This is a genomic window from Tritonibacter horizontis, assembly GCF_001518015.1.
GTDB classification, from domain to species: Bacteria; Pseudomonadota; Alphaproteobacteria; order Rhodobacterales; family Rhodobacteraceae; genus Epibacterium; species Epibacterium horizontis.
This window is the reverse complement of record NZ_LPUY01000054.1, coordinates 32650-59576: the sequence shown is the minus strand read 5'-3', so window position 1 is coordinate 59576 and position 26927 is coordinate 32650. Positions and strand designations below refer to the sequence as shown.

The 26927-nt window shown below is 63.1% G+C and carries 30 protein-coding genes; 11 read left to right on the top strand and 19 right to left on the bottom strand.

Annotated elements, in window-relative coordinates; all coding sequences use genetic code 11:
- Nucleotides 1-80: 80 nt before the first annotated feature.
- Complete coding sequence (gene rpsU, locus TRIHO_RS23225) at nucleotides 81-287, top strand: 30S ribosomal protein S21 (RefSeq protein WP_005614280.1); 207 nt, start codon at nucleotides 81-83, stop codon at nucleotides 285-287.
- A gap of 231 nt (nucleotides 288-518) precedes the next feature.
- Here rpsU and ppk2 read toward each other — a convergent pair whose 3' ends face one another.
- Together ppk2 and TRIHO_RS09195 are read right to left on the bottom strand one after the other, a co-directional pair.
- Complete coding sequence (gene ppk2, locus TRIHO_RS09200) at nucleotides 519-1436, bottom strand: polyphosphate kinase 2 (protein ID WP_068242289.1); 918 nt, start codon at nucleotides 1434-1436, stop codon at nucleotides 519-521.
- 224 nt (nucleotides 1437-1660) lie between these two features.
- A complete protein-coding gene (locus tag TRIHO_RS09195) occupies nucleotides 1661-2122 on the bottom strand; it encodes an Lrp/AsnC family transcriptional regulator (RefSeq protein WP_068242287.1) in 462 nt (153 codons plus the stop codon).
- Nucleotides 2123-2262: 140 nt separating this feature from the next.
- Here TRIHO_RS09195 and ald point away from each other — a divergent pair, with 140 nt between their 5' ends.
- Both ald and TRIHO_RS09185 read left to right on the top strand, forming a co-directional pair.
- On the top strand, nucleotides 2263-3387 hold the full coding sequence (ald, locus tag TRIHO_RS09190; protein WP_068242286.1) for an alanine dehydrogenase: 1125 nt from the start codon (nucleotides 2263-2265) through the stop codon (nucleotides 3385-3387).
- 260 nt (nucleotides 3388-3647) lie between these two features.
- The gene (locus TRIHO_RS09185; RefSeq protein WP_068242284.1) at nucleotides 3648-4454 is read left to right on the top strand and encodes a mechanosensitive ion channel family protein; all 807 of its coding nucleotides are present in this window, start codon (nucleotides 3648-3650) and stop codon (nucleotides 4452-4454) included.
- Between the two features lie 21 nt (nucleotides 4455-4475).
- Here the strand turns inward: TRIHO_RS09185 and TRIHO_RS09180 are convergent, their stop codons facing one another.
- The 4 genes from TRIHO_RS09180 to TRIHO_RS09165 form a co-directional block, all read right to left on the bottom strand.
- Nucleotides 4476-5081, bottom strand: a complete 606-nt coding sequence (locus TRIHO_RS09180; protein ID WP_068242282.1) for a hypothetical protein — start codon at nucleotides 5079-5081, stop codon at nucleotides 4476-4478.
- 177 nt (nucleotides 5082-5258) lie between these two features.
- On the bottom strand, nucleotides 5259-5756 hold the full coding sequence (locus TRIHO_RS09175; protein ID WP_068242281.1) for a hypothetical protein: 498 nt from the start codon (nucleotides 5754-5756) through the stop codon (nucleotides 5259-5261).
- A 195-nt stretch (nucleotides 5757-5951) separates the two neighbouring features.
- Nucleotides 5952-6401, bottom strand: a complete 450-nt coding sequence (locus TRIHO_RS09170; protein WP_068242279.1) for a YtoQ family protein — start codon at nucleotides 6399-6401, stop codon at nucleotides 5952-5954.
- 93 nt (nucleotides 6402-6494) lie between these two features.
- Complete coding sequence (locus TRIHO_RS09165) at nucleotides 6495-7130, bottom strand: class I SAM-dependent methyltransferase (RefSeq protein WP_068242277.1); 636 nt, start codon at nucleotides 7128-7130, stop codon at nucleotides 6495-6497.
- Nucleotides 7131-7218: 88 nt separating this feature from the next.
- Between TRIHO_RS09165 and TRIHO_RS09160 the strand changes: the two genes are divergently transcribed.
- Nucleotides 7219-8109, top strand: coding sequence for a LysR family transcriptional regulator (locus tag TRIHO_RS09160; RefSeq protein WP_068242275.1), 891 nt, complete (start codon nucleotides 7219-7221; stop codon nucleotides 8107-8109).
- A gap of 67 nt (nucleotides 8110-8176) precedes the next feature.
- Here TRIHO_RS09160 and pheT read toward each other — a convergent pair whose 3' ends face one another.
- From pheT to pheS, 3 genes are all read right to left on the bottom strand, one after another.
- Nucleotides 8177-10573, bottom strand: coding sequence for a phenylalanine--tRNA ligase subunit beta (gene pheT, locus TRIHO_RS09155; RefSeq protein ID WP_068242274.1), 2397 nt, complete (start codon nucleotides 10571-10573; stop codon nucleotides 8177-8179).
- 139 nt (nucleotides 10574-10712) lie between these two features.
- Nucleotides 10713-10991 carry a YrhK family protein gene (locus TRIHO_RS09150; protein WP_068242272.1) on the bottom strand — a complete coding sequence of 93 codons (279 nt, stop codon included), beginning with the start codon at nucleotides 10989-10991 and terminating at the stop codon, nucleotides 10713-10715.
- Nucleotides 10992-11144: 153 nt separating this feature from the next.
- Nucleotides 11145-12218, bottom strand: coding sequence for a phenylalanine--tRNA ligase subunit alpha (gene pheS, locus TRIHO_RS09145; protein ID WP_068242270.1), 1074 nt, complete (start codon nucleotides 12216-12218; stop codon nucleotides 11145-11147).
- 233 nt (nucleotides 12219-12451) lie between these two features.
- Here pheS and TRIHO_RS09140 point away from each other — a divergent pair, with 233 nt between their 5' ends.
- Nucleotides 12452-13474, top strand: a complete 1023-nt coding sequence (locus TRIHO_RS09140) for an adenylate/guanylate cyclase domain-containing protein (RefSeq protein ID WP_068242268.1) — start codon at nucleotides 12452-12454, stop codon at nucleotides 13472-13474.
- Between the two features lie 78 nt (nucleotides 13475-13552).
- On the opposite strand, the gene rplT is transcribed toward TRIHO_RS09140, so the two are convergent.
- The 4 genes from rplT to pyk all read right to left on the bottom strand — a co-directional run bounded on the left by rplT (nucleotide 13553) and on the right by pyk (nucleotide 15955).
- Complete coding sequence (gene rplT, locus TRIHO_RS09135; RefSeq protein ID WP_068242266.1) at nucleotides 13553-13918, bottom strand: 50S ribosomal protein L20; 366 nt, start codon at nucleotides 13916-13918, stop codon at nucleotides 13553-13555.
- A gap of 13 nt (nucleotides 13919-13931) precedes the next feature.
- On the bottom strand, nucleotides 13932-14132 hold the full coding sequence (gene rpmI, locus TRIHO_RS09130) for a 50S ribosomal protein L35 (protein ID WP_009178285.1): 201 nt from the start codon (nucleotides 14130-14132) through the stop codon (nucleotides 13932-13934).
- 119 nt (nucleotides 14133-14251) lie between these two features.
- Nucleotides 14252-14473 (bottom strand): hypothetical protein, encoded by a 222-nt coding sequence (locus tag TRIHO_RS09125; protein ID WP_068242264.1) that lies wholly within the window; start codon nucleotides 14471-14473, stop codon nucleotides 14252-14254.
- 36 nt (nucleotides 14474-14509) lie between these two features.
- Nucleotides 14510-15955, bottom strand: coding sequence for a pyruvate kinase (pyk, locus tag TRIHO_RS09120; protein WP_068242263.1), 1446 nt, complete (start codon nucleotides 15953-15955; stop codon nucleotides 14510-14512).
- A gap of 430 nt (nucleotides 15956-16385) precedes the next feature.
- Between pyk and TRIHO_RS09115 the strand changes: the two genes are divergently transcribed.
- Entirely contained in the window at nucleotides 16386-16718 is a 333-nt protein-coding gene (locus TRIHO_RS09115; protein WP_207498659.1) for a DUF1244 domain-containing protein, read from the top strand.
- A 130-nt stretch (nucleotides 16719-16848) separates the two neighbouring features.
- Nucleotides 16849-17643 (top strand): DODA-type extradiol aromatic ring-opening family dioxygenase, encoded by a 795-nt coding sequence (locus tag TRIHO_RS09110; protein ID WP_068242260.1) that lies wholly within the window; start codon nucleotides 16849-16851, stop codon nucleotides 17641-17643.
- A 103-nt stretch (nucleotides 17644-17746) separates the two neighbouring features.
- Here the strand turns inward: TRIHO_RS09110 and TRIHO_RS09105 are convergent, their stop codons facing one another.
- From TRIHO_RS09105 to dgcN, 3 genes are all read right to left on the bottom strand, one after another.
- Complete coding sequence (locus tag TRIHO_RS09105) at nucleotides 17747-18607, bottom strand: D-amino-acid transaminase (protein ID WP_068242258.1); 861 nt, start codon at nucleotides 18605-18607, stop codon at nucleotides 17747-17749.
- A gap of 10 nt (nucleotides 18608-18617) precedes the next feature.
- The gene (dgcA, locus tag TRIHO_RS09100) at nucleotides 18618-19583 is read right to left on the bottom strand and encodes an N-acetyl-D-Glu racemase DgcA (protein WP_068242257.1); all 966 of its coding nucleotides are present in this window, start codon (nucleotides 19581-19583) and stop codon (nucleotides 18618-18620) included.
- A 106-nt stretch (nucleotides 19584-19689) separates the two neighbouring features.
- Nucleotides 19690-20691 carry an N-acetyltransferase DgcN gene (dgcN, locus tag TRIHO_RS09095; RefSeq protein ID WP_068242255.1) on the bottom strand — a complete coding sequence of 334 codons (1002 nt, stop codon included), beginning with the start codon at nucleotides 20689-20691 and terminating at the stop codon, nucleotides 19690-19692.
- Nucleotides 20692-20997: 306 nt separating this feature from the next.
- On the opposite strand from dgcN, the gene TRIHO_RS09090 reads away from it, so the two are divergent.
- A complete protein-coding gene (locus tag TRIHO_RS09090; RefSeq protein ID WP_068242253.1) occupies nucleotides 20998-21960 on the top strand; it encodes an L-malyl-CoA/beta-methylmalyl-CoA lyase in 963 nt (320 codons plus the stop codon).
- A gap of 523 nt (nucleotides 21961-22483) precedes the next feature.
- Here the strand turns inward: TRIHO_RS09090 and TRIHO_RS09085 are convergent.
- Together TRIHO_RS09085 and TRIHO_RS09080 are read right to left on the bottom strand one after the other, a co-directional pair.
- A complete protein-coding gene (locus TRIHO_RS09085) occupies nucleotides 22484-23149 on the bottom strand; it encodes a sulfotransferase family 2 domain-containing protein (protein WP_068242251.1) in 666 nt (221 codons plus the stop codon).
- 113 nt (nucleotides 23150-23262) lie between these two features.
- On the bottom strand, nucleotides 23263-23715 hold the full coding sequence (locus TRIHO_RS09080) for an Lrp/AsnC family transcriptional regulator (protein ID WP_068242248.1): 453 nt from the start codon (nucleotides 23713-23715) through the stop codon (nucleotides 23263-23265).
- Between the two features lie 76 nt (nucleotides 23716-23791).
- On the opposite strand from TRIHO_RS09080, the gene TRIHO_RS09075 reads away from it, so the two are divergent.
- From TRIHO_RS09075 to rpiB, 3 genes are all read left to right on the top strand, one after another.
- A complete protein-coding gene (locus TRIHO_RS09075) occupies nucleotides 23792-24388 on the top strand; it encodes a LysE family translocator (RefSeq protein ID WP_068242326.1) in 597 nt (198 codons plus the stop codon).
- Nucleotides 24389-24502: 114 nt separating this feature from the next.
- The gene (locus TRIHO_RS09070) at nucleotides 24503-25465 is read left to right on the top strand and encodes an acetyl-CoA carboxylase carboxyltransferase subunit alpha (RefSeq protein ID WP_068242246.1); all 963 of its coding nucleotides are present in this window, start codon (nucleotides 24503-24505) and stop codon (nucleotides 25463-25465) included.
- A gap of 171 nt (nucleotides 25466-25636) precedes the next feature.
- Nucleotides 25637-26086, top strand: coding sequence for a ribose 5-phosphate isomerase B (rpiB, locus tag TRIHO_RS09065; RefSeq protein WP_068242244.1), 450 nt, complete (start codon nucleotides 25637-25639; stop codon nucleotides 26084-26086).
- A gap of 151 nt (nucleotides 26087-26237) precedes the next feature.
- Here rpiB and TRIHO_RS09060 read toward each other — a convergent pair whose 3' ends face one another.
- Nucleotides 26238-26900 carry a GntR family transcriptional regulator gene (locus TRIHO_RS09060; protein ID WP_068242242.1) on the bottom strand — a complete coding sequence of 221 codons (663 nt, stop codon included), beginning with the start codon at nucleotides 26898-26900 and terminating at the stop codon, nucleotides 26238-26240.
- Nucleotides 26901-26927 lie beyond the last annotated feature (27 nt).

Genomic DNA, 26927 nt, shown 5'->3' with positions numbered 1-26927 from the left:
AGACAATCTAGGCCCGCCTTGCTATACGGCCAGCTCCTGCAAATCCTTGCAACTCAACTTAGAAAGGTGGTGAAAACCACATGCAGGTTAGTGTTCGCGACAACAATGTCGATCAGGCGCTCCGTGCCCTGAAGAAGAAGCTGCAGCGCGAAGGCGTTTTTCGTGAAATGAAGCTCAAGCAACATTTCGAGAAACCGTCCGAGAAAAAAGCGCGCGAGAAAGCTGAAGCTATCCGTCGGGCCCGTAAACTGGCACGTAAGAAAGCACAGCGCGAAGGTCTCCTCTAAGGCATCTTGCCGAAGACCCCTCGCCGTTTCCAGTTCTCTTCTGGATACTGTTTCAAGAATAAAACCCCCGCGGTCCTGCCACGGGGGTTTCATTTTGCCTGGCCGCTGGCGATATAGCCTGGCCGCCGACGATGGCGGCCGGCGATGCCAGCGAGGGGCTCTGCCCCTCGCGCTCCCCGAGGTATTTGCAAAAAGATGAAGGGGCCCGCGCCCGCCCGGACGCGGGTAAGATCAGTAGATTTTAGGCACGTAGAGCTCGTCCGGCAGGACGCGGCGTTCGTAGTCGGGATTATACTCCCGATCCGGCAGAGCGACCTTTTCGCTGGGCACATCGTGATAGGGGATGCGGGTCAGCAGGTGTTCGATACAGTTCAGCCGTTCGCGTTTCTTGTCGTTGCCTTCGACGATATACCAGGGCGCCTCGGGGATATTGGTGCGGAAGAACATGTCCTCCTTGGCCTTGGTGTATTGCTCCCAGCGGATGCGGCTTTCCAGATCCATTGGCGACAGTTTCCACTGTTTCATCGGATCATGGATGCGCATGAGGAAGCGCAATTGCTGTTCTTCGTCGGTGATCGAGAACCAGTATTTCAACAGGATGATGCCGGAGCGCGCCAGCATGCGTTCGAATTCGGGAACGTCCTGGAAGAACTGTTCGACCTGGTCGTCGGTGGCAAAGCCCATCACCCGTTCGACCCCGGCGCGGTTGTACCAGGAGCGGTCGAACAGCACGATTTCGCCCGCGGCCGGCAGATGCGGCACGTAGCGCTGGAAGTACCATTGGCTTTGTTCGCGGCGCGATGGCGCCGGCAAGGCCACCACACGGGCCACGCGCGGGTTCAGGCGCTGGGTGATCCGTTTGATCACGCCGCCCTTGCCGGCGCTGTCGCGGCCCTCGAACAGGATGCAGACCTTGGCGCCGGTGTGCTGCACCCAATCCTGCACCTTGATCAGTTCGGCCTGAAGGCGCAGCAGGTTGCGGAAGTAGACCTCGCGGTCCAGCATTTCAGGATGCTGGGCCCGGTAGATCTTGCGCAGTTCCATCGACAGCATGGGTTCGGCGAATTCGATCTCGATGTCTTCGTCCAGCGTGTCCTGCAGCTCGGCTTCCAGCCAATCGAAGGATGTATTTTCCTGGTCGCTGCTCACACTCGAGTCTCCTTTGGGTTCAACAGGGTTTGGTCCTCACATAGCGACGCCATGTGATCCTTTGGTGTCAGTTGGCGACGAGCGGCCGAAAAACCCTGCGTTTTTCGACGCATCTGCCAGCTTTCGTCTGCATTCTGCCGCCGATTCTCGTCCTTGAGCAAGGTAGAGGCGATTGATTTTCTGCTCACACGCTCAAAAGCTGAGTGTTGCCCGCGCCTTGATCCTCAGCCCACCGGCAGCGCCGTGGTTTTAAACACCGTGCGCAGGGCAAAACTGGACTGCATCTGCGCCACCCCCGGCAGACGGGTCAGATGCTGGCGGTGGATGCGGGCGAAATCATCGGTGTTTTCGGCCACCACCTTGAGGATGTAATCCGCCGTGCCTGCCATCAGGTGGCATTCCAGCACGTCCGGGATACGGGCGACGGCCTTTTCAAAGGCATCCAGCACTTCGTCCGCCTGGGTCTGCAGGGTAATCTCCACGAACACCGTGGTCGGCACCCCCAGTTTCCGGGCATCCAGCAGCGCCACATAGTCGCGAATGTAGCCTTCGCTTTCCAACCGCTGCACCCGCCGGTGACAGGCCGAAGCGGACAGGTTCACAGTCTCGCTCAGCTCCGCGTTCGAGATCCGGCCTTTCTTTTGCAGAACCGCCAGGATTCGACGATCCAACTGATCTATAGACACTCAAGCCACCTTTTCTTGCATGAGCATGAGCTTTATTCGAAGATCCTTCGAATGTCACCGCTCTCATTTGCCCAAAAAAGCAGCTCTTTTGAAACCGGGCATGCAACGCTCTATATCAAAGGGAACGGAGGAGACGCCCCATGAAGATCGGATGCCCCACGGAGATCAAGCCACAGGAATTCCGCGTCGGGATGACACCGGACGCCGCGCGCGAGGCCATTGCGCATGGACATCAGGTGATGATCCAGACCGGCGCCGGCCTTGGCGCGGGTTTCCCGGATGCGGATTACGCCGCCGCCGGCGCCGTGCTGATCGACACCGCCGAGGAAATCTTTGCCAAGGCCGAGATGATCGTCAAAGTGAAGGAGCCCCAGGCCGGCGAACGCAAGATGCTGCGCGCGGGCCAATTGCTGTTCACCTATCTGCACCTGGCGCCGGACCCGGAACAGACCCACGACCTGCTGGCCTCAGGCTGTACCGCCATCGCCTATGAAACCGTGACCGACGATCGCGGCGGCCTGCCGCTGCTGGCGCCGATGTCCGAGGTTGCCGGCCGCCTTGCGCCGCAGGTCGGCGCCTGGACGCTGCAAAAGGCCAATGGCGGCCGTGGCGTGCTGATGGGCGGCGTGCCCGGCGTCGCCCCGGCCCGCGTCGTGGTGGTGGGCGGCGGTGTGGTCGGCACCCATGCCGCCAAGGTCGCCGCCGGGATGGGCGCGGATGTGACCGTGCTCGACCGGTCGCTGCCCCGGCTCAGATACCTCGACGATGTCTTTGGTGGCACGTTCAAGAACCGCTACGCCACCGCCGGCGCCACGGCAGAGCTGATCCGCGCCGCCGATATGGTGATCGGGGCGGTGCTGATCCCCGGTGCGGCGGCGCCCAAACTGGTGTCCCGCGCCGATCTTGCAGAGATGAAACCGGGCGCTGCACTGGTGGATGTGGCCATCGACCAGGGTGGCTGTTTCGAGACCTCGCGCGCCACCACCCATGCGGACCCGATCTACGAGGTGGACGGCATCATGCATTACTGCGTCGCCAATATGCCCGGCGCCGTGGCCCGCACCTCGACGCAGGCGCTTGGCAATGCGACCCTGCCCTTCCTGCTGGCACTGGCCGACAAGGGCTGGAAACAGGCCTGCGCCGATGACCCGCATCTGCTGAACGGGCTGAATGTCCACGCCGGCAAGCTGACCTATTACGCGGTGGGCAAGGCGCTGGGTCTGGATGTTCTGTCCCCAAGCCTCGCCCTGCGCGAGGGCGCCTAGGCGCGGATCACCGCCATCCTGCGGCCCCCCCCGCCTTGCACAACAGGCGGCGGCCGCAGGATGGAACCGCTGCAAAATCACCGCCACGGGCGAAGATTTCTCTCTCTTTTCAGCATTTCCTCTCGATTCTTCTGACAGGTCTGGCGCAAAAAGGAACATGAAGCGGACCGGGCAATCGGACCTGTCCGTCGCCAAGGCCCTTTGCCAGCCGGACTTCCCCCGGACAGCCAAGGGCACCTGACAGAAACGTGGGGACAGTTATGGAAACAATGTATTTACAGGCCGGCGCGATGTGGCCACTGGTGCTGAGCGGGATCAAGGCGCTCCTGGTTCTGGTGCTCGGCTGGATCGCCGCAGGCGCGATTGCAAGCGCCATCCGCGCGCGCATCAACAAGACACCGCAGATCGACGAAACCCTCGGCAGCTTTGCCGCCAGCATGGTGCGCTGGGTGTTGCTGGCTATCGTGCTGGTCGCGGTTCTGGGGATCTTTGGCATCGAGGCCACCAGCCTTGTCGCCATGCTTGGCGCGGCAACGCTGGCCATTGGTCTGGCGCTGCAGGGCACGCTCAGCAATCTGGCCGCAGGGTTCATGCTGTTGCTGTTTCGCCCCTACAAGCTGGGCCAGTTCGTCGACATTGGCGGCACCTCGGGCACCGTCAAGGACCTGAACCTGTTCTTCACCGAACTGGTCACCGCGGACAACGTCCAGATCATCGTCCCCAATGGCGCCGCCTGGGGTGCGATCATCACCAACTTCTCGGCCCATGACACCCGTCGCCTGGATCTGACCTATGGCATCGACTACGGTGACGACATGGAAAAGGCCAAGGCCGTGATCCTGCGCCTGGCCGAGGCCGACAGCCGCGTGCTGCCCAACCCGGAACCCTGGGTGCGGGTCACCAATCTCGGCGACAGTTCGGTCGATATCACCACCCGGCTCTGGTGCAAGGCCAGCGACTACTGGGAGTTGAAATGGGCGATGATCCAAGGCGTCAAAGAAGCCTTTGATGCCGAAGGGATCTCCATCCCCTACCCCCACAGCGTGGAAATCCAGAAAGACGGATAAGCCGCCGCGCGCTCTTATCTTCTAAAGCCCGGACCTCTGCCTCAGGGCAGAGGACCACCCCGCCCCGACGGCGGCATAGGCATGCTCTGGTGTAATGACCGGGCGTTTCGGACCGGCGGGTTTCTTGGGCAGCCGGGGCGCTGTCCCAAACGACAGCGTCGACCCGTCGTGCCCTTTGAACGCCCAGCGCGCCAAGAGGAAATTCATCACCCGCTGTTCCGTGCCATCCTCTTCCGTCTCGATCACCGCCCGCCAGGTGCCCTCGCACTGCACCGACAGCTGGATCGAATTGATGTTGCGCATCTCTCGCCCCCTTGCGGCGTCAAAATGCTCCGCTTGCAGGTACATGTAGCGCAGTTGCGAATAGACCGGCTGGAAATGCGCGCGGCGACGGCCGGCAAACAGCACCATGACCGCATTGCCTTCGGCATTGAACGCCCGCACGCTGCAATCCCCGCGCGAGGTCACGGCAAAGACCGGAACCAATGCAAGTTGCACCGAGATGAGCCCGCCTTTGAACAGGCCGGCATCCTCCTGTTCGGGGGTGATGTTGTCGCTGGCACGACGTTCGATTTTTGGAATTTCTGGCAGCATGTCGTCAAATTTCGATGGTGAGATCAAGAGCATAGGCCCACTTCGATGACAACTATCAGATTGAATTCTTAAGAAAAGATATCACATATCGCAATGCAGATAACAGCGTGGCTGTCACAAATGAAAAATTGTATATGTTGATTTTTCAAATTCAAACAGCAGAGAGACGTCGGTTGCCCGACGCCTGTCTTCCTGCCGGATCGCCCGGGGTCAGGTCGCGCCCGCATCCAGGCTGCGTTGACCAAAAAGCGCGCGTTTGCCGCTGGTGACAGTCTTGCCGTTGCGGTCCTGAAACCCCCAGCGTGCGGCCATGAACTGCAACACCCGGAGGTCTTCGCCGGTTTTGCTGCGTTCAAAACGCACCCGCCAGGCGCCTTCGATCTGGACCGCCACCTGAATGCTGTTGATCGGCGGCGGATCTTTCCGTTGCCGCGCAGCCGAGTAATTCGCCTCGGTCAGCAGCCGCACCAGCTCCTCATGCAGGGGGCCAAATTCCTGCAGCCGTCGCCCTGCGAACAGGACGGTGATTTCTTCGCCCTGATTGACATAGGCGCGCACCGCAACGTCGCCGCGCGGCGTTTTCTTGAACACCGGCACCAGGATCGCCGCGATCTGCGTCACCCCCCGTTTGAACAATCCGCGATCTTCGATTTCAGGCGTAACCTCAAATCGGGATCTTCGGCGGTCCTGGGAAGGAATGTCGGTCATGGCACCACAGCAGAGAAGATGAACAGAGAAAATGGCTGACTCAGCCTCGCCAGCATGGATAGCAAGGCTACCGTTAAAAAATCGTTCAACCCTTGGCCGCGAACGCAAAAGTTTCGTCAGGATAGACGTTGCTTTTATGGGGACGCCGGGCCCGCGCCGCCCGGCGCAGGCCCGAACCGCAGCCCCCAGTTCGCGCTAGGCGGGCAATTTGCCGGTCAGCACATAGCTCAAGATCTCGACCACCTGGCGCGGTTCGCTGGCAACGGCAAGCGCCGCTGCATGGACTTCTTTCAGCGCATGCTGATGGTCCGGGCCGCTCAGTACGATCAGCGATTTGCCCAGCGCCGCCGCATAGCCTGCGTCAAAAGCAGCGTTCCATTGCTTGTATTTGTCGCCAAATCGGACCACGACCACATCCGCCTCTTCGATCCCCTTGCGGGTGCGGATGGCGTTCAGTTTGGCGCCTTTGTGATCGTGCCAGACCTTGTCCGGCTCCGCCCCGAGGATCGCAACACCGCAGTCGTCGCTGGCGCCGTGGTCGGTCACCGGGCTGTCAAACCGCACGTCGAGGTCCCGGGCGCCGTCGATGATCTGGTCACGCCAGTCGGTGTGGATTTCGCCGGAAAGATAAACGGTCAGCGTCATGGGGCTGTCTCCTGTCACAAGCGCCCCCTGTGGGGCATGGGTTTGCCCCAGACCTAACCGACCGGACCGCCTGCGCCAACCCGCCCCGCGCCCTCAGCAGCGGCGGGCCACCACAAACCGGTTCGGGATGTCGTCGGGATAGCTGCCCGTCTCGACGATCTCGAACCCGGCGGCCTCGATCTGGCGTTGCCACGCCGCGACCGTCATGAACTGCACCACCGACGGCGCCTTGCCCAGGCGTTGCATCACCGGCAACGCAAGCCGGATCGCCAGCCGTTTGACGGCGCTGCGCGTATCCGAGAGGCAGGGCGTTTTGGAAATGAACATGCCACCCGGCTTCAGCCGCTGCCGCACCGCCTCCAGGATCTGGTCCTGATCCGCCAGCAAGTGAAACAGATTGAAGCCAGTCACCACGTCAAACGGCCCCTCCGGCGCGGTGCCCGGCTGCGCCACCGCAAAGCGCAGGTTGCCGACCCCCGCCTCCCGCGCCCGCCCGATGCCGATATCGACCATCTTCTGCGACACATCCGTGGCGATCATATCCGCCACATGGGGCGCCAGTTTCACCGCTGTGGTCCCGGTGCCGCAACCCAGCTCCAACACCCGGTGGTCGGGCCGCAAATAATGCGTGACCCGCTCCAGCGTCCGGTCATAGGCCGCCATATCCGAAATCGGGCTGCAGGAATATTTTTCGGCAATCTTGTCCCAGAACAGGGCATCGGCAGGCATGGGGTCTCTCCTTTGGCTGCGGTCAACCTACACATGCAGGATTACCAGAAGAATTGCCTAATTTCGCAGGTTACTTATACATATATGTATGGATTTGACGCGCTCACCCGATTGGAACCACATCCGTGCCTTTCTCACCACAGCGGAGGAAGGCTCTCTGTCCGCTGCGGCCCGGCGGCTTGGGTTGACCCAGCCCACCCTGTCCCGTCAGGTGGCCGCGCTGGAACAGGCGCTTGGGGTGATGCTGTTTGAACGTCCGGGCCGGGCGCTGGCCCTGACCCAGGCCGGGCACGAACTGCTGGCCCATAGCCGCCAGATGGGGGCGGCCGCCACCGCGCTGTCCCTCTCGGCCACCGGGCAGGCCAACCGGATCGAGGGCCGGGTCAGCATCACCGCCAGCGAGCTGCTGTCGTCCTTCATGCTGCCACCCGTTCTGCACCGGCTGCGCCAGATGGCGCCGAAACTGGAAATCGACGTTGTTGCCACCAATGACATCCGCGACCTGATGAAACGCGAGGCGGATATCGCCATCCGCCATGTCCGCCCCGACCAGCCCGAGCTGATTGCCCGACTGGTGCGGGAAGGCACCGCCCATTTCTACGCCGCGACCAGCTATCTTGACCGGCGCGGGCGTCCGCAGTCGCAGCAGGATCTGGCGTCCCATGACTTTGTCGGCTTTGGCAACAATGCCGAGATGATCGCCCATGCGGCGCACCACGGCGTGACCCTTTCGCCCGCGCAATTCTCGATCAATTCCAGCAACGGTCTGGTCGCCTGGGAGCTGGTACGCAGCGGGTTTGGAATCTCGCCGATGTACGACGGGGCGGCGCAGCAGACCAAAGGGGTCGAGCGGGTGATGCCCTGGGTCGAGACCATCCGCTTTCCCTTCTGGCTGACCAGCCACCGTGAACTGCACACCAGCCGCAAGATCCGGCTGGTGTTCGATCTGCTGGCAGAGGTGCTCAGCACCCCGGAGTGACCGCCGCATGCAAAAAGACGCGCCCCGAGATCGGGACGCGCCTGTTTTCAGTCATATTATCAGGCCTTTAGCCGCGCAGCGTGCCGCCGGTCGCCTTGGTCACCTTGGCGACGATTTTCTCGCTCACCGCTTCGATGTCTTTTTCGGTCAGAGTCTTGGTGGTGGGCTGCAGACGCACCGCGATCGCCAGCGATTTCTGCCCCTCGCCCAGGCTGCCGCCGATGAATTCATCAAAGACCCGAACGTCCTCGATCAGCGCCTTGTCGGCGCCGGCAGCGGCATTGACCAGGGTCAGCGCCTCGACCTCGGCATCGACCACAAAGGCAAAGTCACGCTCGACCGCCTGCAGATCGCTCATCACCATGGCGGGGCGGGTGGCGCCGGATTTGCGCGGCAGCGGGATTTCTTCGGGATAGAGGGTGAAGGCCACGGCAGACCCCTTGAGGCCCAGCGCATTCAGCACCTTGGGGTGCAATTCGCCGAACACGCCAAGCGTTTTCTTCGGGCCCAGGCAGATCCGCCCGTGGCGTCCGGGATGCCACCAGACATCGCCCTCGCGCAGCACCTGCACCTTGGCCGGCGCGCCCATCGCGGCAAGCACCGCCTCGGCATCGGCCTTGGCGTCATAGGCATCCATCACCCGCGAGGCGCCATACACGTCCTTGGGGCCGTCCCGGTTCACCATCAGACCCGAAATCTGGATCCGCTCCTCGCCCGGCTCGCCGCCGGTAAAGGCGGGACCGACCTCGAACAGCGCCAGATCCGCGATGCCACGGGCCTGATTGCGGGCCGCGGCCTGCAGCAGCCCCGGCAGCAGATCCGGGCGCATATGGGACATTTCCGACGAAATCGGGTTGGCCAGCATGGTCGCATCCGTGCCACCGCCAAACAGGGCCGCCGCCGCCTTGTCGATAAAGGTGTAGCTCACCACCTCGTTGTAGCCGAGCGCCGCGCAGGTCCGGCGCGCCAGTTGCAGGCGGCGTTGCTGCGGGGTCATCACCGGGGCCGGGACGCCGGTCGTCAGGCGCGGCAGCGGCTTGCCTTCCAGCTTGGTCAGCGACGCGATCCGCGCCACTTCCTCGACCAGATCCGCCTCGCCCTGCACATCGGGACGCCAGCTCGGCACATGCGCCAGGTTGCCTTCCAGACGGAAGCCAAGACGGGTCAGGGTCTGGCGCTGCTCGCTTTCGGGGATTTCCATGCCCACCAGCGACGACACCCGTTCCGCATTCAGCCGATAGGTTCGCGCGTGATCCGGCACGTCGCCCGCGCTGACAACTTCTGACGGCTCGCCGCCGCAAAGGTCCAGAATCATCTGGGTCGCCCGTTCCAACCCCTCAAAGGTGTATTCCGGGTCGACGCCCCGCTCGAAACGGTACCGCGCATCAGAGTTGATCTTCAGGGCGCGGCCCGTCGTGGCGATCTGGATATGGTCCCAAAAGGCGCTTTCGAGGAAGACATCGACGGTGTCCTCGGTGCAGCCCGTCTCCTCGCCGCCCATGATGCCCGCGACGCTTTCGCAGCCGTTGTCGTCCGAAATCATCATCATGCCCGGCTGGAACGTATAGGTCTTTTCGTCCAGCGCCAGCAGCTCCTCGCCACCGACGGCGCGGTGGATGCGCAGGTTGCCCGCGACCTTTGCAGCGTCAAAGACATGCAAGGGCCGGTTCTGATCAAAGGTGAAGAAGTTGGTGATATCCACCAGGGCCGAAATCGGACGCAGGCCGATGGCGGTCAGACGGTCCTGCAGCCATTTGGGGCTGGGGCCATTGGTCACACCCCGGATCAGACGCCCGGTAAACAGCGGACAGCCATCAAGGGTATCGTCGTCGATCGTGACCTTGATCGGGCTGGCAAACTGCCCCTCGACCGGCGTGTAATCGGTGACCTTCAGCGTGCCCAGCCCCCGCGCCGCCAGATCGCGGGCGATGCCATGGACCCCCAGCGCGTCGGGTCGGTTCGGGGTGATGGCGATCTCGATCACGGGATCGACCTTGGCCGGATCATTCTCGGCCAGCCAGTCCACCAGCTTGTCCCCCACCTCGCCCGAGGGCAGCTCCACGATGCCATCGTGATCTTCGCCCAGCGTCAGTTCTTTCCAGGAGGCCATCATGCCGTGGCTTTCGACACCACGGATCTTGCCCACCGACAGGGTGAAATCCAGCCCCGGCACGTAATCGCCCGGTTTGCACAGCACCACGGTGATGCCTTCGCGGGCGTTGGGCGCGCCGCAGACGATCTGTTTTTCGCCCTCATCCGTCATCACCCGGCAGACCCGCAACCGGTCCGCATCAGGGTGTTGCTCGGCACCGACCACCTTGGCCAGGGTAAAGGCGGACAGCGCATCGGCCGGGTTCACGACCTCCTCGACCTCCAGCCCGAGGTCGGTCAGGGTCTCGGTGATCTCGGCCACCGAAGCGTCGGTGTCGAGGTGGTCCTTGAGCCAGGAAAGCGTGAATTTCATCGGTCGGAGACCCCTTGGCAAAATCATCAGGTTTGCCAAAGGCAATGGCAAAGATTTCCCCGGGGTTCAAGCCTTGGCACGCCTCGGGGCGCGGGCGACAGGCCGGGTGCGACAGGAATGCCGCCCTGCCGGTGCGAGCTCAGCGGTCAAAGCGGTCGGCCAGCGCCTCATCCTCGCCCATGGCGGCCAGTTTGATGTCCCGGGTCAGCCGGATCGTCGGCTTGGCCGCAAACAGGATGGACCCGATCAGAAACAACCATGTTCCCGCCGTCATCAGGCTGTCGAAGAAGAAAAACACCGACCCGAGCACAAAGCAAAGCGCGGCCCCGAAATCCACAAACGTATAGGCGATCTCGAAGCGGGCATAGTTGCGGCGCTTGGCGGCGCTGCCGTGTTGGTGGTCGCGGTCAAACAGCATTTCATCCTCCGGCTACGGGCAGTTGCCGCGCAGAGGCTAGTGGCGCCGCGCCGAAAGACAAGCCCGCGATGGCCCACAACAGAACCGGCAGATGCAAAAGCGCGGCCCACCGCAACAGTGGACCGCGCTCTTTAAAACATCGCCAGCAATCGCTTAGCGGCTCAGCCCGCCATGCAGAGTCGGCACATCGAGGCAGCTGAACCCGTAGTGGCGCAGCCAGCGCAGGTCGCTGTCAAAAAACGCACGCAGGTCGGGGATGCCGTATTTCAGCATCGCGATCCGGTCGATCCCCATGCCAAAGGCAAAGCCCTGGTATTTGTCGGGGTCGATGCCCCCAGCGGCAATCACCTTGGGGTGCACCATGCCGGAACCGAGGATCTCCATCCAGTCGTCGCCTTCGCCGATCTTCAGCTGGCCATTGTCCCAGCTGCAGCGAATGTCTACCTCGGCCGAAGGTTCGGTGAAGGGGAAATGGGATGCGCGGAAGCGCAGCTCGACACTGTCCACCTCGAAGAAGGATTTGACAAATTCCTCCAGCACCCATTTCAGGTTCGCCATCGAGATGTTTTCATCCAGCGCCAGTCCTTCGACCTGATGGAACATCGGCGTGTGGGTCTGGTCATAGTCGGCCCGGTAGACGCCACCGGGACAGATGATGCGCAGGGGCGCGCCCATCTTTTCCATCGACCGGATCTGCACCGGCGACGTATGGGTGCGCAGCACATGGGGCGGGCGGTCGTCGCCCTCCGCACGGTGCATATAAAAGGTGTCCATCTCGGCGCGGGCAGGGTGATGGCCGGGGATGTTCAGGGCGTCAAAGTTGTACCAATCGGTGTCGATCCGCGGCCCTTCGGCCACCGAAAACCCCATCTCGGCAAAGATCGCGGTCAGCTCTTCGGTGGCCTGGCTCACGGGATGCAGGCTGCCCTGGCGACGCGGCCGCGTCGGCAGAGTCACATCGAGCCATTCCGTGCGCAGGCGTTCATCCAGTGCGGCATCGCCCAGCGCGGCCTTTTTCGCTGCCAGCGCGGAGTTGATCTCATCCTTGAGCGCATTGAGCGCGGGACCGGCCACCTGGCGTTCCTCGGCGCTCATCTTGCCCAGTTCGCGCATCTTGAGCGCGACTTCGCCCTTTTTGCCAACGGCGGCCAGTCGCACCGCTTCCAACGCGTTCTCATCGCCGGCCTCGGCGATCTGCGTCAGATATTTTGCTTTAAGATCGTCCATGACGGCCCCTCACGTCTCGCTTTGTGGACCTGCTACCACACGAGCCGACGAAAGCAAGCACCTGCGCGGCGCTTGCGCCCAGATGCCGCGCGGTTGTCGCGTCAGGCCCACGCCCGCGCCGCCCTCAGGACAGGGCGGAATTGCCGCAGGGTCAACGACAAGGCGCCATGCCTCTTGCATGCGCGCCGACAAAGGCCCACTTTAGGGCCAGATCCTAGCTTGGGCTTGATTTTATGAGTGACCGCATTACCCGCAAACTGACCACCATTCTGGCCGCCGATGCGGAGCAGTTCAGCGCGGCGATGACGGCGGATGAGGTCGGCACCTTTACCGAGCTTCAGGCGGCGCGGGATGTGTTTTTCAAACTGATCACCCATCACGGCGGCCGGGTCGCCAATACCGCTGGCGACGGGCTGATCGCGGATTTCCCCTCGGTCGTCGAAGCGGTGCAATGCGCCATCGAAGTGCAGCAGGAACTGGCGGCACGGGACGCGGCGCTGTCCTTTCGCATCGGCGTGCATCTTGGCGACGTGATCTGCGACGGGCCGGACCTGATCGGCGAGGGCGTCAATCTGGCGGCGCGCCTGCAAACCATGGCGGAACCCGGCGGCGTGCTGATCTCTCAGCAGGTCTATGACCATGTGAAAAACAAACTGACCATCGGCTTTGAATACCTCGGCGACCGGCGGCCCCGCAACCTGGCCGAGGATGTGGCGGTCTATCGCGTGTCGCTGGGCGCCCCCCGTCCCAGCCGCCCGGCAGAGCGTAAACGCCCCGCGGATCCCAGCCAGAGCGCGCGGGTCTGGCTGGATCCGGACCCGTTTGCCGATGCGCCGCAGCGCGACTTTCGCGCCCCCGCTGGCGACGACATGGCCGACGGGGACCAGCAGCAGGACGGATTCGACCTCAAAGGCTACAAGGCCCGGTTCAGACGTTGTGAAAAACCAAGCAAGATGATCGCAGGCGCGGCGGCGGGGCTCTTTCTGCTCGACATCGTCACCGGACGTGGCATCTGGGCCCATTGGCCGATTCTGGTGCTGGTGATGCTGTTTCTGCTGCGCGAGGGGCCACGGATGTTCGACCGGAACGCCTTCCTCTCCCTGCCCCTGCGGTTTTGGATCATCGGCGGCTTTCTGTTTCTGGTCAATATGTTCAGCTGGAGCGGCTATTTCTGGGCGCTCTGGCCGATTGGCGGCCTGTTTCTGGTCTCGCTTCTGCGCCGTGGCATTGCCCCGCAGGCGGACGAACCGCAGTAGACCGACCAACGCGTTCCGAACAACAAAAAACCCGCCGGATCGCTCCGGCGGGTCAAATCAGCTTGGCTGCACCTGAAATCAGGCGGCCAGCGCGTCCTGGGCCTGGCGCACGATGGCACCAAAGGCTTCGGGCTCGTGCACGGCGAGGTCGGCCAGAACCTTCCGGTCCACTTCGATACCGGCCAGGGTCAGGCCGTTGATGAAGCGGGAGTAGGTCAGGGCTTCGTCGTGGCTGCGGACGGCGGCGTTGATCCGCTGGATCCACAGGGCACGGAAGTTCCGCTTGCGATTCTTCCGGTCACGGGTTGCATACTGGTTCGCCTTGTCGACGGCCTGACGGGCGACTTTAAAGGTGCTCTTGCGGCGGCCATAATAACCTTTGGCTGCCTTGATAACCTTCTTGTGACGGGCGTGAGTGACGGTACCACCTTTTACGCGGGACATATCTTATCTCCTCTTAACGGTCGTAGGGCATGAAGCCCTTGACGATCTTTGCGTCGGGGGCGGACAGGGTCGTGGTGCCACGGGCATCACGGATAAATTTCTTGTGACGTTTGATCATGCCGTGCCGTTTGCCGGCCTGGCCTGCCATGACCTTGCCGGTCGCGGTCACCTTGAAGCGCTTCTTGGCGCTCGATTTTGTCTTCATCTTGGGCATTTCCGTCTCCTTATTCGTAGATTCGCTACCCACGCGACTCGGCATGCCACTTTGGCCGGTCTCGCGATCAGACGTGCCCTTTACGGCAGCACCACGCCAAGGGCAAGCCCATTTTCACATCAAAGCAGCCGGCCGATGACCCGAAAGAACACATCCGGCACCTCCGACACGGCGTAGCCCTCAGGATGGACCATCACCGCCCAGACGATACACGCCCCGCCCCCCACAAGCATAAACACCGCAGCCAGGGGGCTGCGGCGATTTGCATAGGCCGAGAAAAACGACGGAATTCCAATCCAGGCCAGGACCAGGCCGATCACCAAGACTGCATCCGTATCCATCCCGCGACCCCCTTACCCAACTGTAAGGGCAGCCTATTATTCCGGGTCGGTGTTGTAAATCAGACGTTCGTCGCAGGGCGCAATGCGCAGGATGTTGGTGGTGCCCGGCACGTTGAACGGCACACCCGCCGTCACCACGACCTGATCCGTCTCGGTGGCAAAACCGCCCGACCGTGCCGCGCGTGCCGCCGAAACAACCGCGCCCTTGAACCGGTCCACCCGCGCCGTGACCACACAATTGCAGCCCCAGCTCAGCGCCAGACGCCGGGCGGTGCCCTGCAGGTGGGTCATCGCGATGATCGGAACGCCCGGACGTTCGCGCGCCGTCAACAGCGCGGTGGTGCCCGATTGGGTAAAGCAGCAGATCGCCTTGATCTCGGTCTTTTCGGCGATTTCACGCGCGGCGGAAACGATCCCGTCCGCGATGGTGTCGCCCTTGGAATGGCGCGAGGCAGAGATGATTTCGCGGTAGGTCGGGTCCTGCTCCACTTCGGTCGCGACCCGGTCCATGGTCTGCACCGCTTCGATCGGGTACTGGCCGGCCGCTGATTCGGCGCTCAGCATGATCGCATCGGTGCCTTCATAGATGGCGGTCGCCACATCGGACACTTCGGCGCGGGTCGGCATCGGGCTTTCGATCATGCTCTCCAGCATCTGGGTCGCCACGATCACCGGCTTTGCCGCCGCGCGGCATTTGCGGATCAGGCGTTTCTGGATCGGCGGCACGGCGGCCACCGGCAGTTCCACGCCAAGATCGCCACGCGCCACCATGATGCCATCAGAGGCGTCAAGGATTTCGGCGAAATTCTCCACCGCGGAGGGTTTTTCGATCTTCGACAGGACCGCTGCGCGGCCATCGGCCAGCTGACGGGCCTCGAACACGTCCTTGGCCCGCTGCACAAACGACAGCGCCAGCCAGTCGACCCCCAGTTCACAGACGAATTCCAGATCGGCGCGATCTTTTTCCGACAGGGCGGCCAGCGGCAGGATCACATCCGGCACATTGACGCCTTTGCGGTTGGAAATCGTGCCACCGGTGATCACCACGCAATTGGCGAAATCCGGGCCGAAGTCTTCGACCTTCAGGCGGATCTTGCCGTCATTGACCAGCAGATGCGCATTGGCCTCCAGCGCCTGAAAAATCTCCGGGTGCGGCAGGCAGACCCGGTTCACGTCCCCCTCGGCGGGATCGAGGTCGAGACGGAATTTCGCGCCCTCGACCAGCTCTTCGGAGCCGTTGGCAAACACGCCGACGCGCAGCTTTGGCCCCTGAAGGTCGGCCAGGATGGCGATGGTGGAATCCAGCTCGGCTTCGATCTGGCGGATGATCTTGTGCTTTGCAGCGATTTCGGCGTGGCTGCCATGGGACATGTTCAGGCGGAACACATCGGCGCCGGCCTCATGCAATGCTCGGATCGTCTCGTATGTTTCGGACGCCGGGCCAAGCGTGGCCACGATTTTGACGTTACGCGTGCGTTTCATGGACTCACTCTTCCTCTGACTCAATTGGGTCGGGTTCTAGGGGTCGGGCGGTGATGTCACCGCGATCTGGTCTGCGAAAACAACGCCGGGCAAGGCTTTTGCCGCCCAAGTGATGTTACCGCAAACATTGCTATCGGTCTTATGGCTCAATTCACTTTGTGCCGCAACTCTTCTGAAACGGCGCGACCAAATGACGACAAGACCACGACGACCCCATGACACTGGCAGCTTATTTCACCCCTGCCCCGACCTGCAACAGCCCCCGGTTCACGCCGCTCTTTCGGGCGGCGTATGTGGTATCTCTGGCGCAATCCACGCGCCCGCCAGCGCCCGGCCGCCGCCGCCTGCCTGAAAATCTCGCATTCCAGCCATCTTGCCGGCCTATGCCCCGGTTGCTACCTGTGGTGAAACCACATGAAGGATGCCCGCCATGACCCCGCCAGACATCGATCCCCAGACCCAGCTGGAACTCGAAGCCGCCGCCTTTCGCCGCCTGCGCAAACACCTGATGGAAGATCGCCCCGATGTGCAGAACATCGACATGATGAATTTGACGGGGTTTTGCCGCAACTGCCTGAGCCGCTGGTACCAGGAGGCCGCCAACGCCAAAGGTATCGATCTGGATAAGGACACGGCGCGCGAAATCTTCTACGGCATGACCATGGCGGAGTGGAAGGCCAACCACCAGACCGAGGCCGGCGCCGACAAACAGGCCGCCTTTGGCAAGGCCTTTGCGGAAAACGTCGGGCCCAAGTCATCCTGACCGCGTGCCCTCGACTGGCGGGCGGCCGCACAGGGGCTGTGCAGCGCCGCAGCTAGGCGTCGGGCGGGCGGGGTCCTAGGTTGACCGGGTCAGAGTGTTGCAAACACGTCCCAACCAAGGAGGCCCGCCCATGACCCGCATGCCAAGCTATTTCATTTCTCACGGGGGCGGGCCCTGGCCCTGGATGCCGGACTGGCGCGCCGAATTCGCGCCGCTCGAAGCCTCCCTCCGGGAGATGCCAGCGCAGCTGCCGACCCGCCCCACCGCCGTGCTGATGATCTCCGGCCATTGGGAAACGGAGGCCTTTGCGGTGATGTCCGCCCCCCAGCCGCCGATGGTCTATGACTATTCCGGCTTTCCACCCGAGACGTTTGAAATCACCTATCCCGCGCCCGGCGCGCCGGCGCTGGCCGAACAGACCCGCGACCTGATCGCGGCGGCGGGCCTTGCCACACGGCTGGATCCGACCATGGGGTTTGACCACGGCACTTTTGTGCCGATGGCGGTGATGTATCCGCAGGCCGATGTGCCGCTGTTTCAGGTCTCGCTGCAAAAAGGCTATGATCCGGCCGCCCATTTCGCGCTTGGCCGCGCGCTTGCCCCCCTGCGTGATCAGGGCGTGCTGATCATCGGGTCCGGCCTCAGCTATCACAATCTGCGCGCCTTTGGCCCCGGTGCCAAAGCTCCGTCAGAGGCCTTTGACCATTGGTTGACCACGGCCCTCGCCCTGCCCCCGGCAGAACGCAAGGCCGCGCTGATGAACTGGGAACAGGCCCCGCACGCCCGCGATTGCCACGTGCAGGAGGACCACTTCGCGCCGATCTTTGCCGCCCTTGGCGCGGCCGAGGATGCCGCCGCGACGCGGATCTACCACCAGACGGGCATTTTCGGCGGCGTCACCGCCTCCGGGTATCGCTTCGGCTGAGAGTCGACCCCACCCGCCTTGCGCCTCCCCGCCCGGCAATTAAAAAGGGCCGCCCCAACCGGAGCGGCCCTGTTTAGACCCGTCAGATCATATCAGGCGGCGTTCAGACTGCGGCCTTGATGCTTTCCTCAAGGTAGATTTCGCGCAGCCGCTTGGCGATGGGACCGGGCGCGCCATCCCCCAACATCACGCCGTCGATTTCCACGATCGGCATCACAAAAGCAGAGGCAGAGGTGCAGAAGGCCTCATCCGCCGCCTTGGCCTCATCAATCGTAAACAGCCGCTCTTCGATCTTCAGCTGTGCTTCCTCGGCCATCCGCAACACTGCCTTGCGGGTGATCCCATGCAGGATCTCCGTCGACAGTGGGCGGGTGACGATCACACCGTCCTTGACGAAATAGGCGTTGTTGGAGGTGCCTTCGGTGACATGGCCATCCTCGACCATCCAGGCATCATCCGCCCCGGCCTTTTTCGCCATCATCTTGCCCATCGACGGATACAGCAGCTGCGTCGTCTTGATGTCGCGACGCCCCCAGCGGACGTCCTCGATGGAAATGATCTTGATGCCCGTCTTGGAGGCCGGGCTGTCGGCCAGCCCCGGCTTGTTCTGGGTGAACAGCACCAGCGTCGGCTGGGTTTCCTCGCCGGGAAACAGGAAATCGCGATCGCCGTCAGAGCCACGGGTGACCTGCAGATACACCAGCCCTTCCTCGATCCCGTTCAGCTCAACCAGCTTGCGGTGGATTTCCAGAAGCGCCTCTTTGCTGCAGGGCGCCGCCATGTCCAATTCGCTCAGCGACCGGTTCAGGCGCAGCGCGTGCCCCTCGAAATCGATCAGCTTGCCGCCCAGAACCGACGTCACCTCATAGACCGCATCCGCCATCAGGAAGCCACGGTCAAAGATCGAGACCTTGGCCTCCGTCTCCGGCAGGTAATCGCCGTTCACATATACGGTACGAGTCATGGTTTTCTCCTTAGCCCCAAAGCGCGGACCGAGGGGGATGCACCCCGTCGGCGTCAAAAGTCAGCGGTTCGGGACGGTCTTCGGCCAGAAGCAGCGGCCCGTCAAGATCCGTTACCAATGCCCCCTGCGCCACCAGCGTGGCGGGCGCCATCGCCAAGGACGACCCGACCATGCAGCCGACCATCACCTGATAACCCTCCGCCAGGGCCGCATCGCGCAGTTTCAACGCCTCGGTCAGGCCACCGGTCTTGTCCAGCTTGATGTTGACCACATCGTATTTGCCCTTGAGATCAGCCAGGCTGGCGCAGTCATGCGCGCTTTCATCCGCGCAGACCGGCACCGGGCGATCCATGCCGATCAGGGCCTCGTCCTCACCGGCAGGCAAGGGCTGCTCCACCAGCTCCACCCCAAGGCGAACCAGATGCGGCGCCAGATCGGCATAGACCTCGGCCGACCAGCCCTCATTCGCGTCAATGATGATCCGGGCCTCCGGCGCCCCGGCGCGCACCGCCTCAAGACGCGGCATATCCTCGGGCGTGCCCAGCTTGATCTTCAGCAGGGGACGATGGGCATTCAGAGCCGCCTGTGCGCGCATCTCTTCCGGTTCCGCCAGCGACAGGGTATAAGCGGTGATCTCCGGTCCCGGGGCCGCCAGACCAGCCAGCTCCCAGACCCGCTTGCCGGCCTGTTTCGCCGCCAGATCCCACAGCGCACAATCCACCGCATTGCGGGCCGCCCCGGCGGGCAGCAGATCCTGCAAGTCGGCGCGACTGAACGCCTCGGGCAGCCCTTCGATCTCCGCCGTGACACTGTCCAGCGTCTCACCGTAGCGCGCATAGGGCACACATTCGCCCCAGCCCACATGACCGCCGTCCTCGATCCGAACCGTCAGCACCCTGGCCTCGGTCCGCGACCCGCGCGAAATCGTGAACACCTGCGCCAGCTTGAACACATCTGCCGTGACGGTAATCTGCATGGGCACTCCCTCCGGGCAGCCACGCCGCCCTCTCTTCATCTTTTTCAAAATACCTCCGCCGGAGGCTCCCGACGATGCGTCAGGCGCCTCCGCCGCAAGGGGCCGATCAGATCGCCGCCAGCGCGTCGACCAGACGGCCTGCCCCGTGACGGTAGGGATCAACCGCCGGCAGACCCATGCGCGCCTCGACCTCGCTGAGATAGGCCACCGCCTCCTCTTCGCCCAGATGCTGGGTGTTGACCGAGATCCCGACAACCTGACAGGCGGAATTGGCCCGCTGCGCCAGCGGCAGCGCCACATCGCGCAGCTCCTCCAGCGTCGGCACGGCATAATCGGGCAGACCGCGCATATGGGTCCGGGTCGGCTCGTGACACAGGATCAACGCGTCGGGCTGACCGCCATGCACCAGCGCCAGGGTGACCCCGGAATAAGAGATATGGAACAGCGACCCCTGCCCTTCGATCAGATCCCAGTGATCGGCATCATTGTCGGGGGTCAGATATTCCACCGACCCGGCCATGAAATCCGCCACCACCGCATCCAGCGGCACACCTTCGCCGGTGATCAGGATGCCGGTCTGGCCGGTGGCCCGGAACGAAGACTTCATGCCGCGTTTCTGCATTTCCGCATCCATCGCCAGCGCCGTGTACATCTTGCCGACCGAACAATCGGTGCCAACCGCCAGACACCGCTTGCCGCTGCGCTTCACCCCATCCGCGATGGGGTATTGCACCGACGGCACCCGCACATCATGCAGGGCGCGCCCGGTCGCTTCGGCCACCGCCGCCAGGTCCGGCTCGTCGCGCAGCAGGTTGTGCAGCCCGGAGGCCAGATCAAAGCCCTCTTCCAGCGCTTCGACCAGGACCTTTTTCCAGGCCTGGCTGATCTTGCCGCCGCGGTTGGCGACACCGATCACCAGCGTCTTGGCGCCGGCCGCCTTGGCCTCGGCCAGGGTCATCTCGGTCAGCCCGAGGTTGGCGCCGCAGCCCGGCAGGCTGATCTGGCCGACCGCATGGTCCGGGCGCCAGTCGCGAATACCGATGGCCACTTTGGCGGCCAGCATGTCGGGCGCGTCGCCGAGAAACAGCAGATAGGGGGTCTCGATCATATCCAGCGTCCTTCTTTGGAAATCGTCAGAGTCCGCGCCAGCTTGCGGCAAAGCGACTGCAAGTTCCTCTCTAATTTGCAGCTGCCGCGCGGATCGGGCGAAGATTCTGCGCTCAAAGCTGGTATTGCTCGAAGAATATCCCCGACTGCCCAGACGATACGCTGCATTTGGCCCGTCGCACCGGCGCACGCGTCGCACTGCGGCGGACGAATGCTGCAAGTGCAAATCGCCTCTTGCTTTCTGGCGCGCAACGAAATAACCAAATTGGCAATATTATTGGAACATTTGAACCCGGAGAACCCACGTATGAGCTTTCGGATCCAGCCCACCGCCCCTGCCCGCCCAAACCGGTGCCAGCTCTTTGGTCCGGGGTCGAACACCAAACTCTTCGCCAAAATGGCCGCCTCGGCGGCGGATGTGATCAACCTCGACCTTGAGGATTCGGTCGCCCCCACGGACAAGGATCAGGCCCGCGCCAATGTGATCGAGGCGATCAACACTGTCGACTGGGGCCGCAAAACGCTGTCGGTGCGGATCAATGGCCTCGACACCCCCTGGTGGTATCGCGACGTGGTCGACATTCTGGAGCAGGCCGGCGACCGGCTGGATCAGATCATGATCCCCAAGGTGGGCTGCGCCGAGGATGTCTATGCTGTCGATGCGCTGGTCACCGCGATCGAACGCGCCAAGGGCCGTGACCGGCCGATCAGCTTTGAGGTGATCATCGAATCGGCGGCCGGCATTGCCCATGTGGAGGCCATCGCCGCCGCCTCGCCACGCCTGCAGGCCATGAGCCTCGGCGCCGCCGATTTCGCCGCCTCCATGGGGATGCAGACCACCGGCATCGGCGGCACCCAGGAAAACTACTACATGCTGCGCGACGGGGTGCAGCACTGGTCCGATCCCTGGCACTGGGCCCAGACCGCGATTGTCGCCGCCTGCCGCACCCATGGTGTGCTGCCCGTCGATGGCCCCTTTGGCGATTTCTCCGACGACGCCGGCTATATCGCCCAGGCGAAACGCTCCGCCACCCTCGGCATGGTCGGCAAATGGGCGATCCATCCGAAACAGATCGCCTTGGCCAATGAGGTCTTCACCCCCTCTGACGCCGCCGTTGCCGAAGCCCGCGAAATCCTCGCCGCAATGGAAGAAGCCAAGGCCAGCGGCGCCGGGGCGACGGTCTACAAGGGACGTCTGGTCGACATCGCATCCATCAAACAGGCCGAGGTGGTGGTCGCTCAATCCGAACTGATCGCGCAGGCCGGGTAGCCGGCGCCGCCCCGCTGCTCCGCCACAATCGGAGACCGGCCGGGCGCGCGCCGCAGGCGCGTCCCCGGCCCCCGGCGTTGCGCAAAGCGCAGCGCAAAACCTCACAGCCGTTGCGCAAAGCGCAGCGCAAAACATCACGCCACACTTGCGGCGGGCGCCTCTTGCAAGAGGGCCCGCTGCGGTCGGATCATCTGACCGAGGCCTGAGATCTGGAGGGTGACGCCGTGCCGCTCGGGGGCGGCGGTGTCTTCTAGGTCACTCAAGGCATCCGCGTCGTGGAATTAGGGTGGCGGCACCGCCAAAACGGACGTTGGACGGGCGTATCCGCCCGCGCGCTAAACGTTGTCTCTGCACGCTTTCACAAGGAAAGCCGGGTCCTTTGGGGTGACCGGGGTGTCAGTCCGGTCGGCAATCGCGATTACCGGTACTATCGCAGAGAGGTTTTGCCATTTTCACAACCGGGCGCACGGTGACCGCGCAACACCCCTGCTGGCGAGCGGCCTCTGCAGTACAGCTCAGCCAGCTAGCCAACCATCTGTGCGACATCGGTCTGCGCCACCTCGCCCAGGCGGCGGTGCACATGCTGTGTGTCGTTGAGCAGGGGCAGCGCGTCCGGCGGCGTGACCTCCAGCTCCATCGAATAACCAAAATTCTCGAAATCCGCTTGCCAGACCTCGCAGAGGATGTCGCGCGCCTCGGGCGTGTAGTACTCCCGCCACTGGCCGCGACCGTCACTGCCAAGCGCATGTGGTAGGTTAGCGCGCAGGTTCAGCAAAGTGCGCAACCTGTCGAAATCCGCCGCCAGAGTCTCAAACCGGCCCAGGAAATCAACCTGACGCGCGCCATCATTGTAGAGCCAGTCGGTCTGCCGCAGCGTTCCCACCTGCACGGCCTGCCATTCGACAAATTCCGGAAAGGTCATCTGGCTCGCCTGCGCATGCGAATGATGGTCCACTTCCCACCGCATATATTCGTAAAGCGACACCATCCAGTCATAGGGATTGCGCACAAAGGCAAAGCTGAAGAAACACATGGCCCGCTCTCCCAGGTAGTCCTGGTAGTCGGCCATCGTCGCATGGGGACCATTTGGATGCTGCGCCCAGTCATAGGGGTTCAGCACCTCCCGCATGGAGGTCCCGGCCGTCTTGACCACGTGAATAAAGAGAAACTGTTTGTTCTTTGATAACATTCGCCGCGGCTCCACTCTTTTAACGTCGGACCGACCCTAGGGGCAGGCCCCTTTGGAAGATCTTAATCGGATCGTTTTTTTGCAGGTTTTTCTGTCGCGGGCCCGCCGCGCGGTCAGGCCCGCAGGTCCTTGGGCGAGCCCATGACGACATAGGTGGTGATCGCCGTCACAAAGGGCGATGTTCCGAGGATATCGGTGTGGAATTTCTTGTAGCTCGGCAAATCGGCGCATTCGACCCGCAACAGGTATTCGATGGTGCCGGTGATATTGTGACATTCCACCACTTCCGGCGCGGTTGCCATCGCGCGCTCAAAGGCCTCTTGCGCCTCTTTGGTGTGTTCGCCGAGACCAACCCCGATGTAGGTGACAAACCCCACCCCCATCGCGGTCCGGTCCAGCACCGCACGATAGCCGGTGATGACGCCGTCCCGCTCCAGTGCCTGCACCCGGCGCAGACAGGCCGAGGGAGACAGGCCCACACGCTCGGCCAGCTCCAGATTGGAAAGGCGGCCATCGCGCGTTAACTCACGCAATATCTGTTGGTCTATTTTGTCATTCTTCGCCATTTGTTGCGAACATAGCGGAGATATTCGCAGAAACGCAATTTCATTCCATCGAGATAGGCGCAGAATATTGCGCATGATGACCTATGACCTTCTTGCGGCGCTGGCGCTGTTTGCCTTTGTCTCGTCGATCACGCCGGGACCGAACAACCTGATGCTGATGGCCTCGGGCGCCAATTTCGGATTCCGCCGCACCATCCCGCATATGCTGGGGGTGGCGCTGGGATTTGTGTTCATGGTGCTGATGGTCGGGGCTGGGCTGGTGCAGGTCTTTGACGCCTTTCCCGTGACCTACACGGTGCTGAAGGCCGGATCGGTGATCTATCTTTTGTACCTTGCGTGGAAGATCGCCCATGCGACCCCGGCCCGCCCCGGAGACGACATCGGCACGCCGATGACCTTTCTGCAGGCGGCGGCGTTTCAATGGGTGAACCCCAAGGCCTGGGCCATGGCCCTGACCGCGATCAGCGCCTACACGCCGGATCATCGGCTCTGGTCGATCCTGCTGGTCGGCGCGATCTTTGGCGCAATCAACCTGCCCTCGGTGGGCTCCTGGACCGTTCTTGGCCAGCAAATGGCCCGGTTTCTGACCAGTCCCAGGCGACTGACCGTCTTCAACTGGACCATGGCAGCGCTGCTTGTTGCCTCGCTCTACCCGGTGATCTGGCCGCATTGAGCGCCCGCGCGGGCTGCGGCGACGTGCACGCGCGCGCCGCTGGACTGACACGGAGAGTTGCATCGGACGCCACGGACGTCCATATAACGGACAAACCGTGACAGTAGAGACAGCATGACCCAGTATCTGGAATTCGAGAAACCGCTGGCCGAAATCGAAGGCAAGGCGGAAGAGCTGCGGGCGATGGCGCGCACCAACGAAGAAATGGATGTGGATGACGAGGCCGCCGCGCTCGACAAGAAAGCCGCGCAGCTGCTGCAGGATCTCTACAAGGATCTGACGCCCTGGCGCAAATGCCAGGTGGCGCGGCATCCCGAGCGTCCGCATTGCAAGGACTACATCAAGACGCTCTTTACCGAATACACACCCCTGGCCGGCGATCGCAATTTTGCCGACGATCTGGCGGTGATGGGCGGGCTGGCCCGGTTCAACGACCAGCCGGTGATGGTGATCGGGCACGAGAAGGGCTCTGACACCAAATCGCGCATCACCCACAACTTTGGCATGGCGCGCCCCGAAGGCTACCGCAAGGCGGTGCGCCTGATGGAGATGGCCGGCCGGTTTGGCCTGCCGGTGATTACGCTGGTGGACACCACCGGCGCCTATCCCGGCAAGGGCGCCGAAGAGCGCGGCCAGTCCGAAGCGATTGCGCGATCGACCGAAATGAGCCTGAAGATCGGTGTACCGGTGGTGTCTGTCATCATCGGCGAAGGCGGCTCTGGCGGGGCGGTGGCCTTTGCCACGGCGAACCGGGTCGCGATGCTGGAACATGCCGTCTATTCGGTGATCTCGCCCGAGGGCTGCGCGTCGATCCTGTGGAAGGACGCCGAAAAAATGCGCGAGGCCGCCGAGGCGCTGCGCCTGACCGCGCAGGACCTGAAGGCGCTGGACGTGGCCGACCGGATCATCCCGGAACCCATGGGCGGCGCCCATCGCGACCCGCAAGCCAGCTATCGCGCGGTCGAAGCAGCGCTGCGTGAAATGCTCGGCGAGCTGAAAGACCTCGACCCGGCTGCGCTGATTGCGGATCGCCGCAAGAAGTTCCTCGACATCGGGGCCAAGGGTCTGGCCGCCTGACGCGACACGGCCGCAGATCAAAAATGACCCGCACCCTCGCTTCACCGGCGGGGGTGTTTTGCATCGGGGTGGGCTGCATTCCCCTGTCGACGAACTGGCCCGGTCGGATTAAGGAGGGCCGGAACCCCTCCTCCTGCGATTGACCGCTCTTTTCAAAAGGGACACTTTGTTATGACCACCCGCAAACGCATCGTTTTATCCAGTGACCACGCCGCCATTGCGCTGCGCCAGACCCTGGCCACGCATATCGCCGATCTGGGCTGGGAGGTGGTCGATATCGGCCCCACAACGCCCGAAAGCACCCACTACCCCAAACACGGCGCGGCGGCGGCCGAACGCGTGGCCTCTGGCGATTGTCAGCTGGGCATTGTGCTCTGCGGCACCGGACAGGGCATCATGATGGCCGCGAACAAGGTCAAGGGCATCCGCTGCGGTGTTTGCAGCGATGCGCTGTCGGCCCGGATGATCCGCCAGCACAACGATGCCAACATGCTGTCGCTCGGCGCGCGGGTGATCGGCGAGGCGCTGGCGCTGGATATCGTGGGCGCCTTCCTGTCGGCAGAGTTCGAAGGCGGCCGTCACGGCACCCGCGTGGATATGATCACCGCGCTGGAAGCGTAACAAATCCGCCACCGGGCCGGGCGCATCCCGGCCCGCGCGTTCAAGCCGGGTTGGTCAGGGCGGGTTGGTCCGGCCGGGTTGGTCCGGCTGGGTTGACCTGAGCAGATTGGTCAAGCCGGGCTTGACGGGGCGGGCCGGCTGCTGCGCGCCTTCAGCCCGCCAGCAGCCGCAGCCCCTGGGTGACATCCGTGCGCACCGCAAGCCGCAGGCCCGGTTCATCGCCGGCCTTGAGCGCGGCGATGATCAGCTTGTGGTTATGCGGCGGCTCGGTCCGCCCGAGGCGACCATAGAGCGCCCGCATGGTCGGGCCCAGTTGCAGCCAGACCGTTTCCGCCATCGCCAGCATGGCCGGCGCCTGCGCCCGCAGGTACAGGGTGCGGTGAAATTCCAGGTTGGTGCGGATATAGCCGATGGCATCGCGTTTGGAGATCATCTCTGCCACGGTGCCATTGATCGCCTGCAACCGGTCGATCAGGGCCATATGGGCACGCGGCAGCGCGCGGCTCGATAGTTCGACCTCCAGCAGCGCCCGCAGGGCGGCCAGCTCCTCGATCCGCTCGTTGGACAGTTCCGGGGTCGACACCCGGCCCGAACTGGACAGGAACAGCGCCCCCTCGGCCACCAGACGGCGCACGGATTCCCGGGCCGGGGTCATCGAAACCCCGTATTCCTTGCCGATCCCGCGCAGGGTCAGGGCCTCGCCCGGCGCAATTGCCCCATGCATGATCCGGGTGCGCAACGCCCGATAGACCCGATCATGTGCCGAGCCTGTGTTTTCCGCAATCGGGCGGTTGCCGGTCAGTATTTTGTCCATTTCGACATGTGATCACAAAAATCGGTG

Bases quoted from the DNA above. Each gene is read 5' to 3' on its own strand.
- rpsU (WP_005614280.1), top strand. From the start codon at position 81: ATGCAGGTTAGTGTTCGCGACAACAATGTCGATCAGGCGCTCCGTGCC.
- ald (WP_068242286.1), top strand. From the start codon at position 2,263: ATGAAGATCGGATGCCCCACGGAGATCAAGCCACAGGAATTCCGCGTC.
- TRIHO_RS09185 (WP_068242284.1), top strand. From the start codon at position 3,648: ATGGAAACAATGTATTTACAGGCCGGCGCGATGTGGCCACTGGTGCTG.
- TRIHO_RS09180 (WP_068242282.1), bottom strand. From the start codon at position 5,081: ATGCTCTTGATCTCACCATCGAAATTTGACGACATGCTGCCAGAAATT.
- TRIHO_RS09175 (WP_068242281.1), bottom strand. From the start codon at position 5,756: ATGACCGACATTCCTTCCCAGGACCGCCGAAGATCCCGATTTGAGGTT.
- TRIHO_RS09170 (WP_068242279.1), bottom strand. From the start codon at position 6,401: ATGACGCTGACCGTTTATCTTTCCGGCGAAATCCACACCGACTGGCGT.
- TRIHO_RS09165 (WP_068242277.1), bottom strand. From the start codon at position 7,130: ATGCCTGCCGATGCCCTGTTCTGGGACAAGATTGCCGAAAAATATTCC.
- TRIHO_RS09160 (WP_068242275.1), top strand. From the start codon at position 7,219: ATGGATTTGACGCGCTCACCCGATTGGAACCACATCCGTGCCTTTCTC.
- pheT (WP_068242274.1), bottom strand. From the start codon at position 10,573: ATGAAATTCACGCTTTCCTGGCTCAAGGACCACCTCGACACCGACGCT.
- TRIHO_RS09150 (WP_068242272.1), bottom strand. From the start codon at position 10,991: ATGCTGTTTGACCGCGACCACCAACACGGCAGCGCCGCCAAGCGCCGC.
- pheS (WP_068242270.1), bottom strand. From the start codon at position 12,218: ATGGACGATCTTAAAGCAAAATATCTGACGCAGATCGCCGAGGCCGGC.
- TRIHO_RS09140 (WP_068242268.1), top strand. From the start codon at position 12,452: ATGAGTGACCGCATTACCCGCAAACTGACCACCATTCTGGCCGCCGAT.
- rplT (WP_068242266.1), bottom strand. From the start codon at position 13,918: ATGTCCCGCGTAAAAGGTGGTACCGTCACTCACGCCCGTCACAAGAAG.
- rpmI (WP_009178285.1), bottom strand. From the start codon at position 14,132: ATGCCCAAGATGAAGACAAAATCGAGCGCCAAGAAGCGCTTCAAGGTG.
- TRIHO_RS09125 (WP_068242264.1), bottom strand. From the start codon at position 14,473: ATGGATACGGATGCAGTCTTGGTGATCGGCCTGGTCCTGGCCTGGATT.
- pyk (WP_068242263.1), bottom strand. From the start codon at position 15,955: ATGAAACGCACGCGTAACGTCAAAATCGTGGCCACGCTTGGCCCGGCG.
- TRIHO_RS09115 (WP_207498659.1), top strand. From the start codon at position 16,386: ATGACCCCGCCAGACATCGATCCCCAGACCCAGCTGGAACTCGAAGCC.
- TRIHO_RS09110 (WP_068242260.1), top strand. From the start codon at position 16,849: ATGACCCGCATGCCAAGCTATTTCATTTCTCACGGGGGCGGGCCCTGG.
- TRIHO_RS09105 (WP_068242258.1), bottom strand. From the start codon at position 18,607: ATGACTCGTACCGTATATGTGAACGGCGATTACCTGCCGGAGACGGAG.
- dgcA (WP_068242257.1), bottom strand. From the start codon at position 19,583: ATGCAGATTACCGTCACGGCAGATGTGTTCAAGCTGGCGCAGGTGTTC.
- dgcN (WP_068242255.1), bottom strand. From the start codon at position 20,691: ATGATCGAGACCCCCTATCTGCTGTTTCTCGGCGACGCGCCCGACATG.
- TRIHO_RS09090 (WP_068242253.1), top strand. From the start codon at position 20,998: ATGAGCTTTCGGATCCAGCCCACCGCCCCTGCCCGCCCAAACCGGTGC.
- TRIHO_RS09085 (WP_068242251.1), bottom strand. From the start codon at position 23,149: ATGTTATCAAAGAACAAACAGTTTCTCTTTATTCACGTGGTCAAGACG.
- TRIHO_RS09080 (WP_068242248.1), bottom strand. From the start codon at position 23,715: ATGGCGAAGAATGACAAAATAGACCAACAGATATTGCGTGAGTTAACG.
- TRIHO_RS09075 (WP_068242326.1), top strand. From the start codon at position 23,792: ATGACCTATGACCTTCTTGCGGCGCTGGCGCTGTTTGCCTTTGTCTCG.
- TRIHO_RS09070 (WP_068242246.1), top strand. From the start codon at position 24,503: ATGACCCAGTATCTGGAATTCGAGAAACCGCTGGCCGAAATCGAAGGC.
- rpiB (WP_068242244.1), top strand. From the start codon at position 25,637: ATGACCACCCGCAAACGCATCGTTTTATCCAGTGACCACGCCGCCATT.
- TRIHO_RS09060 (WP_068242242.1), bottom strand. From the start codon at position 26,900: ATGGACAAAATACTGACCGGCAACCGCCCGATTGCGGAAAACACAGGC.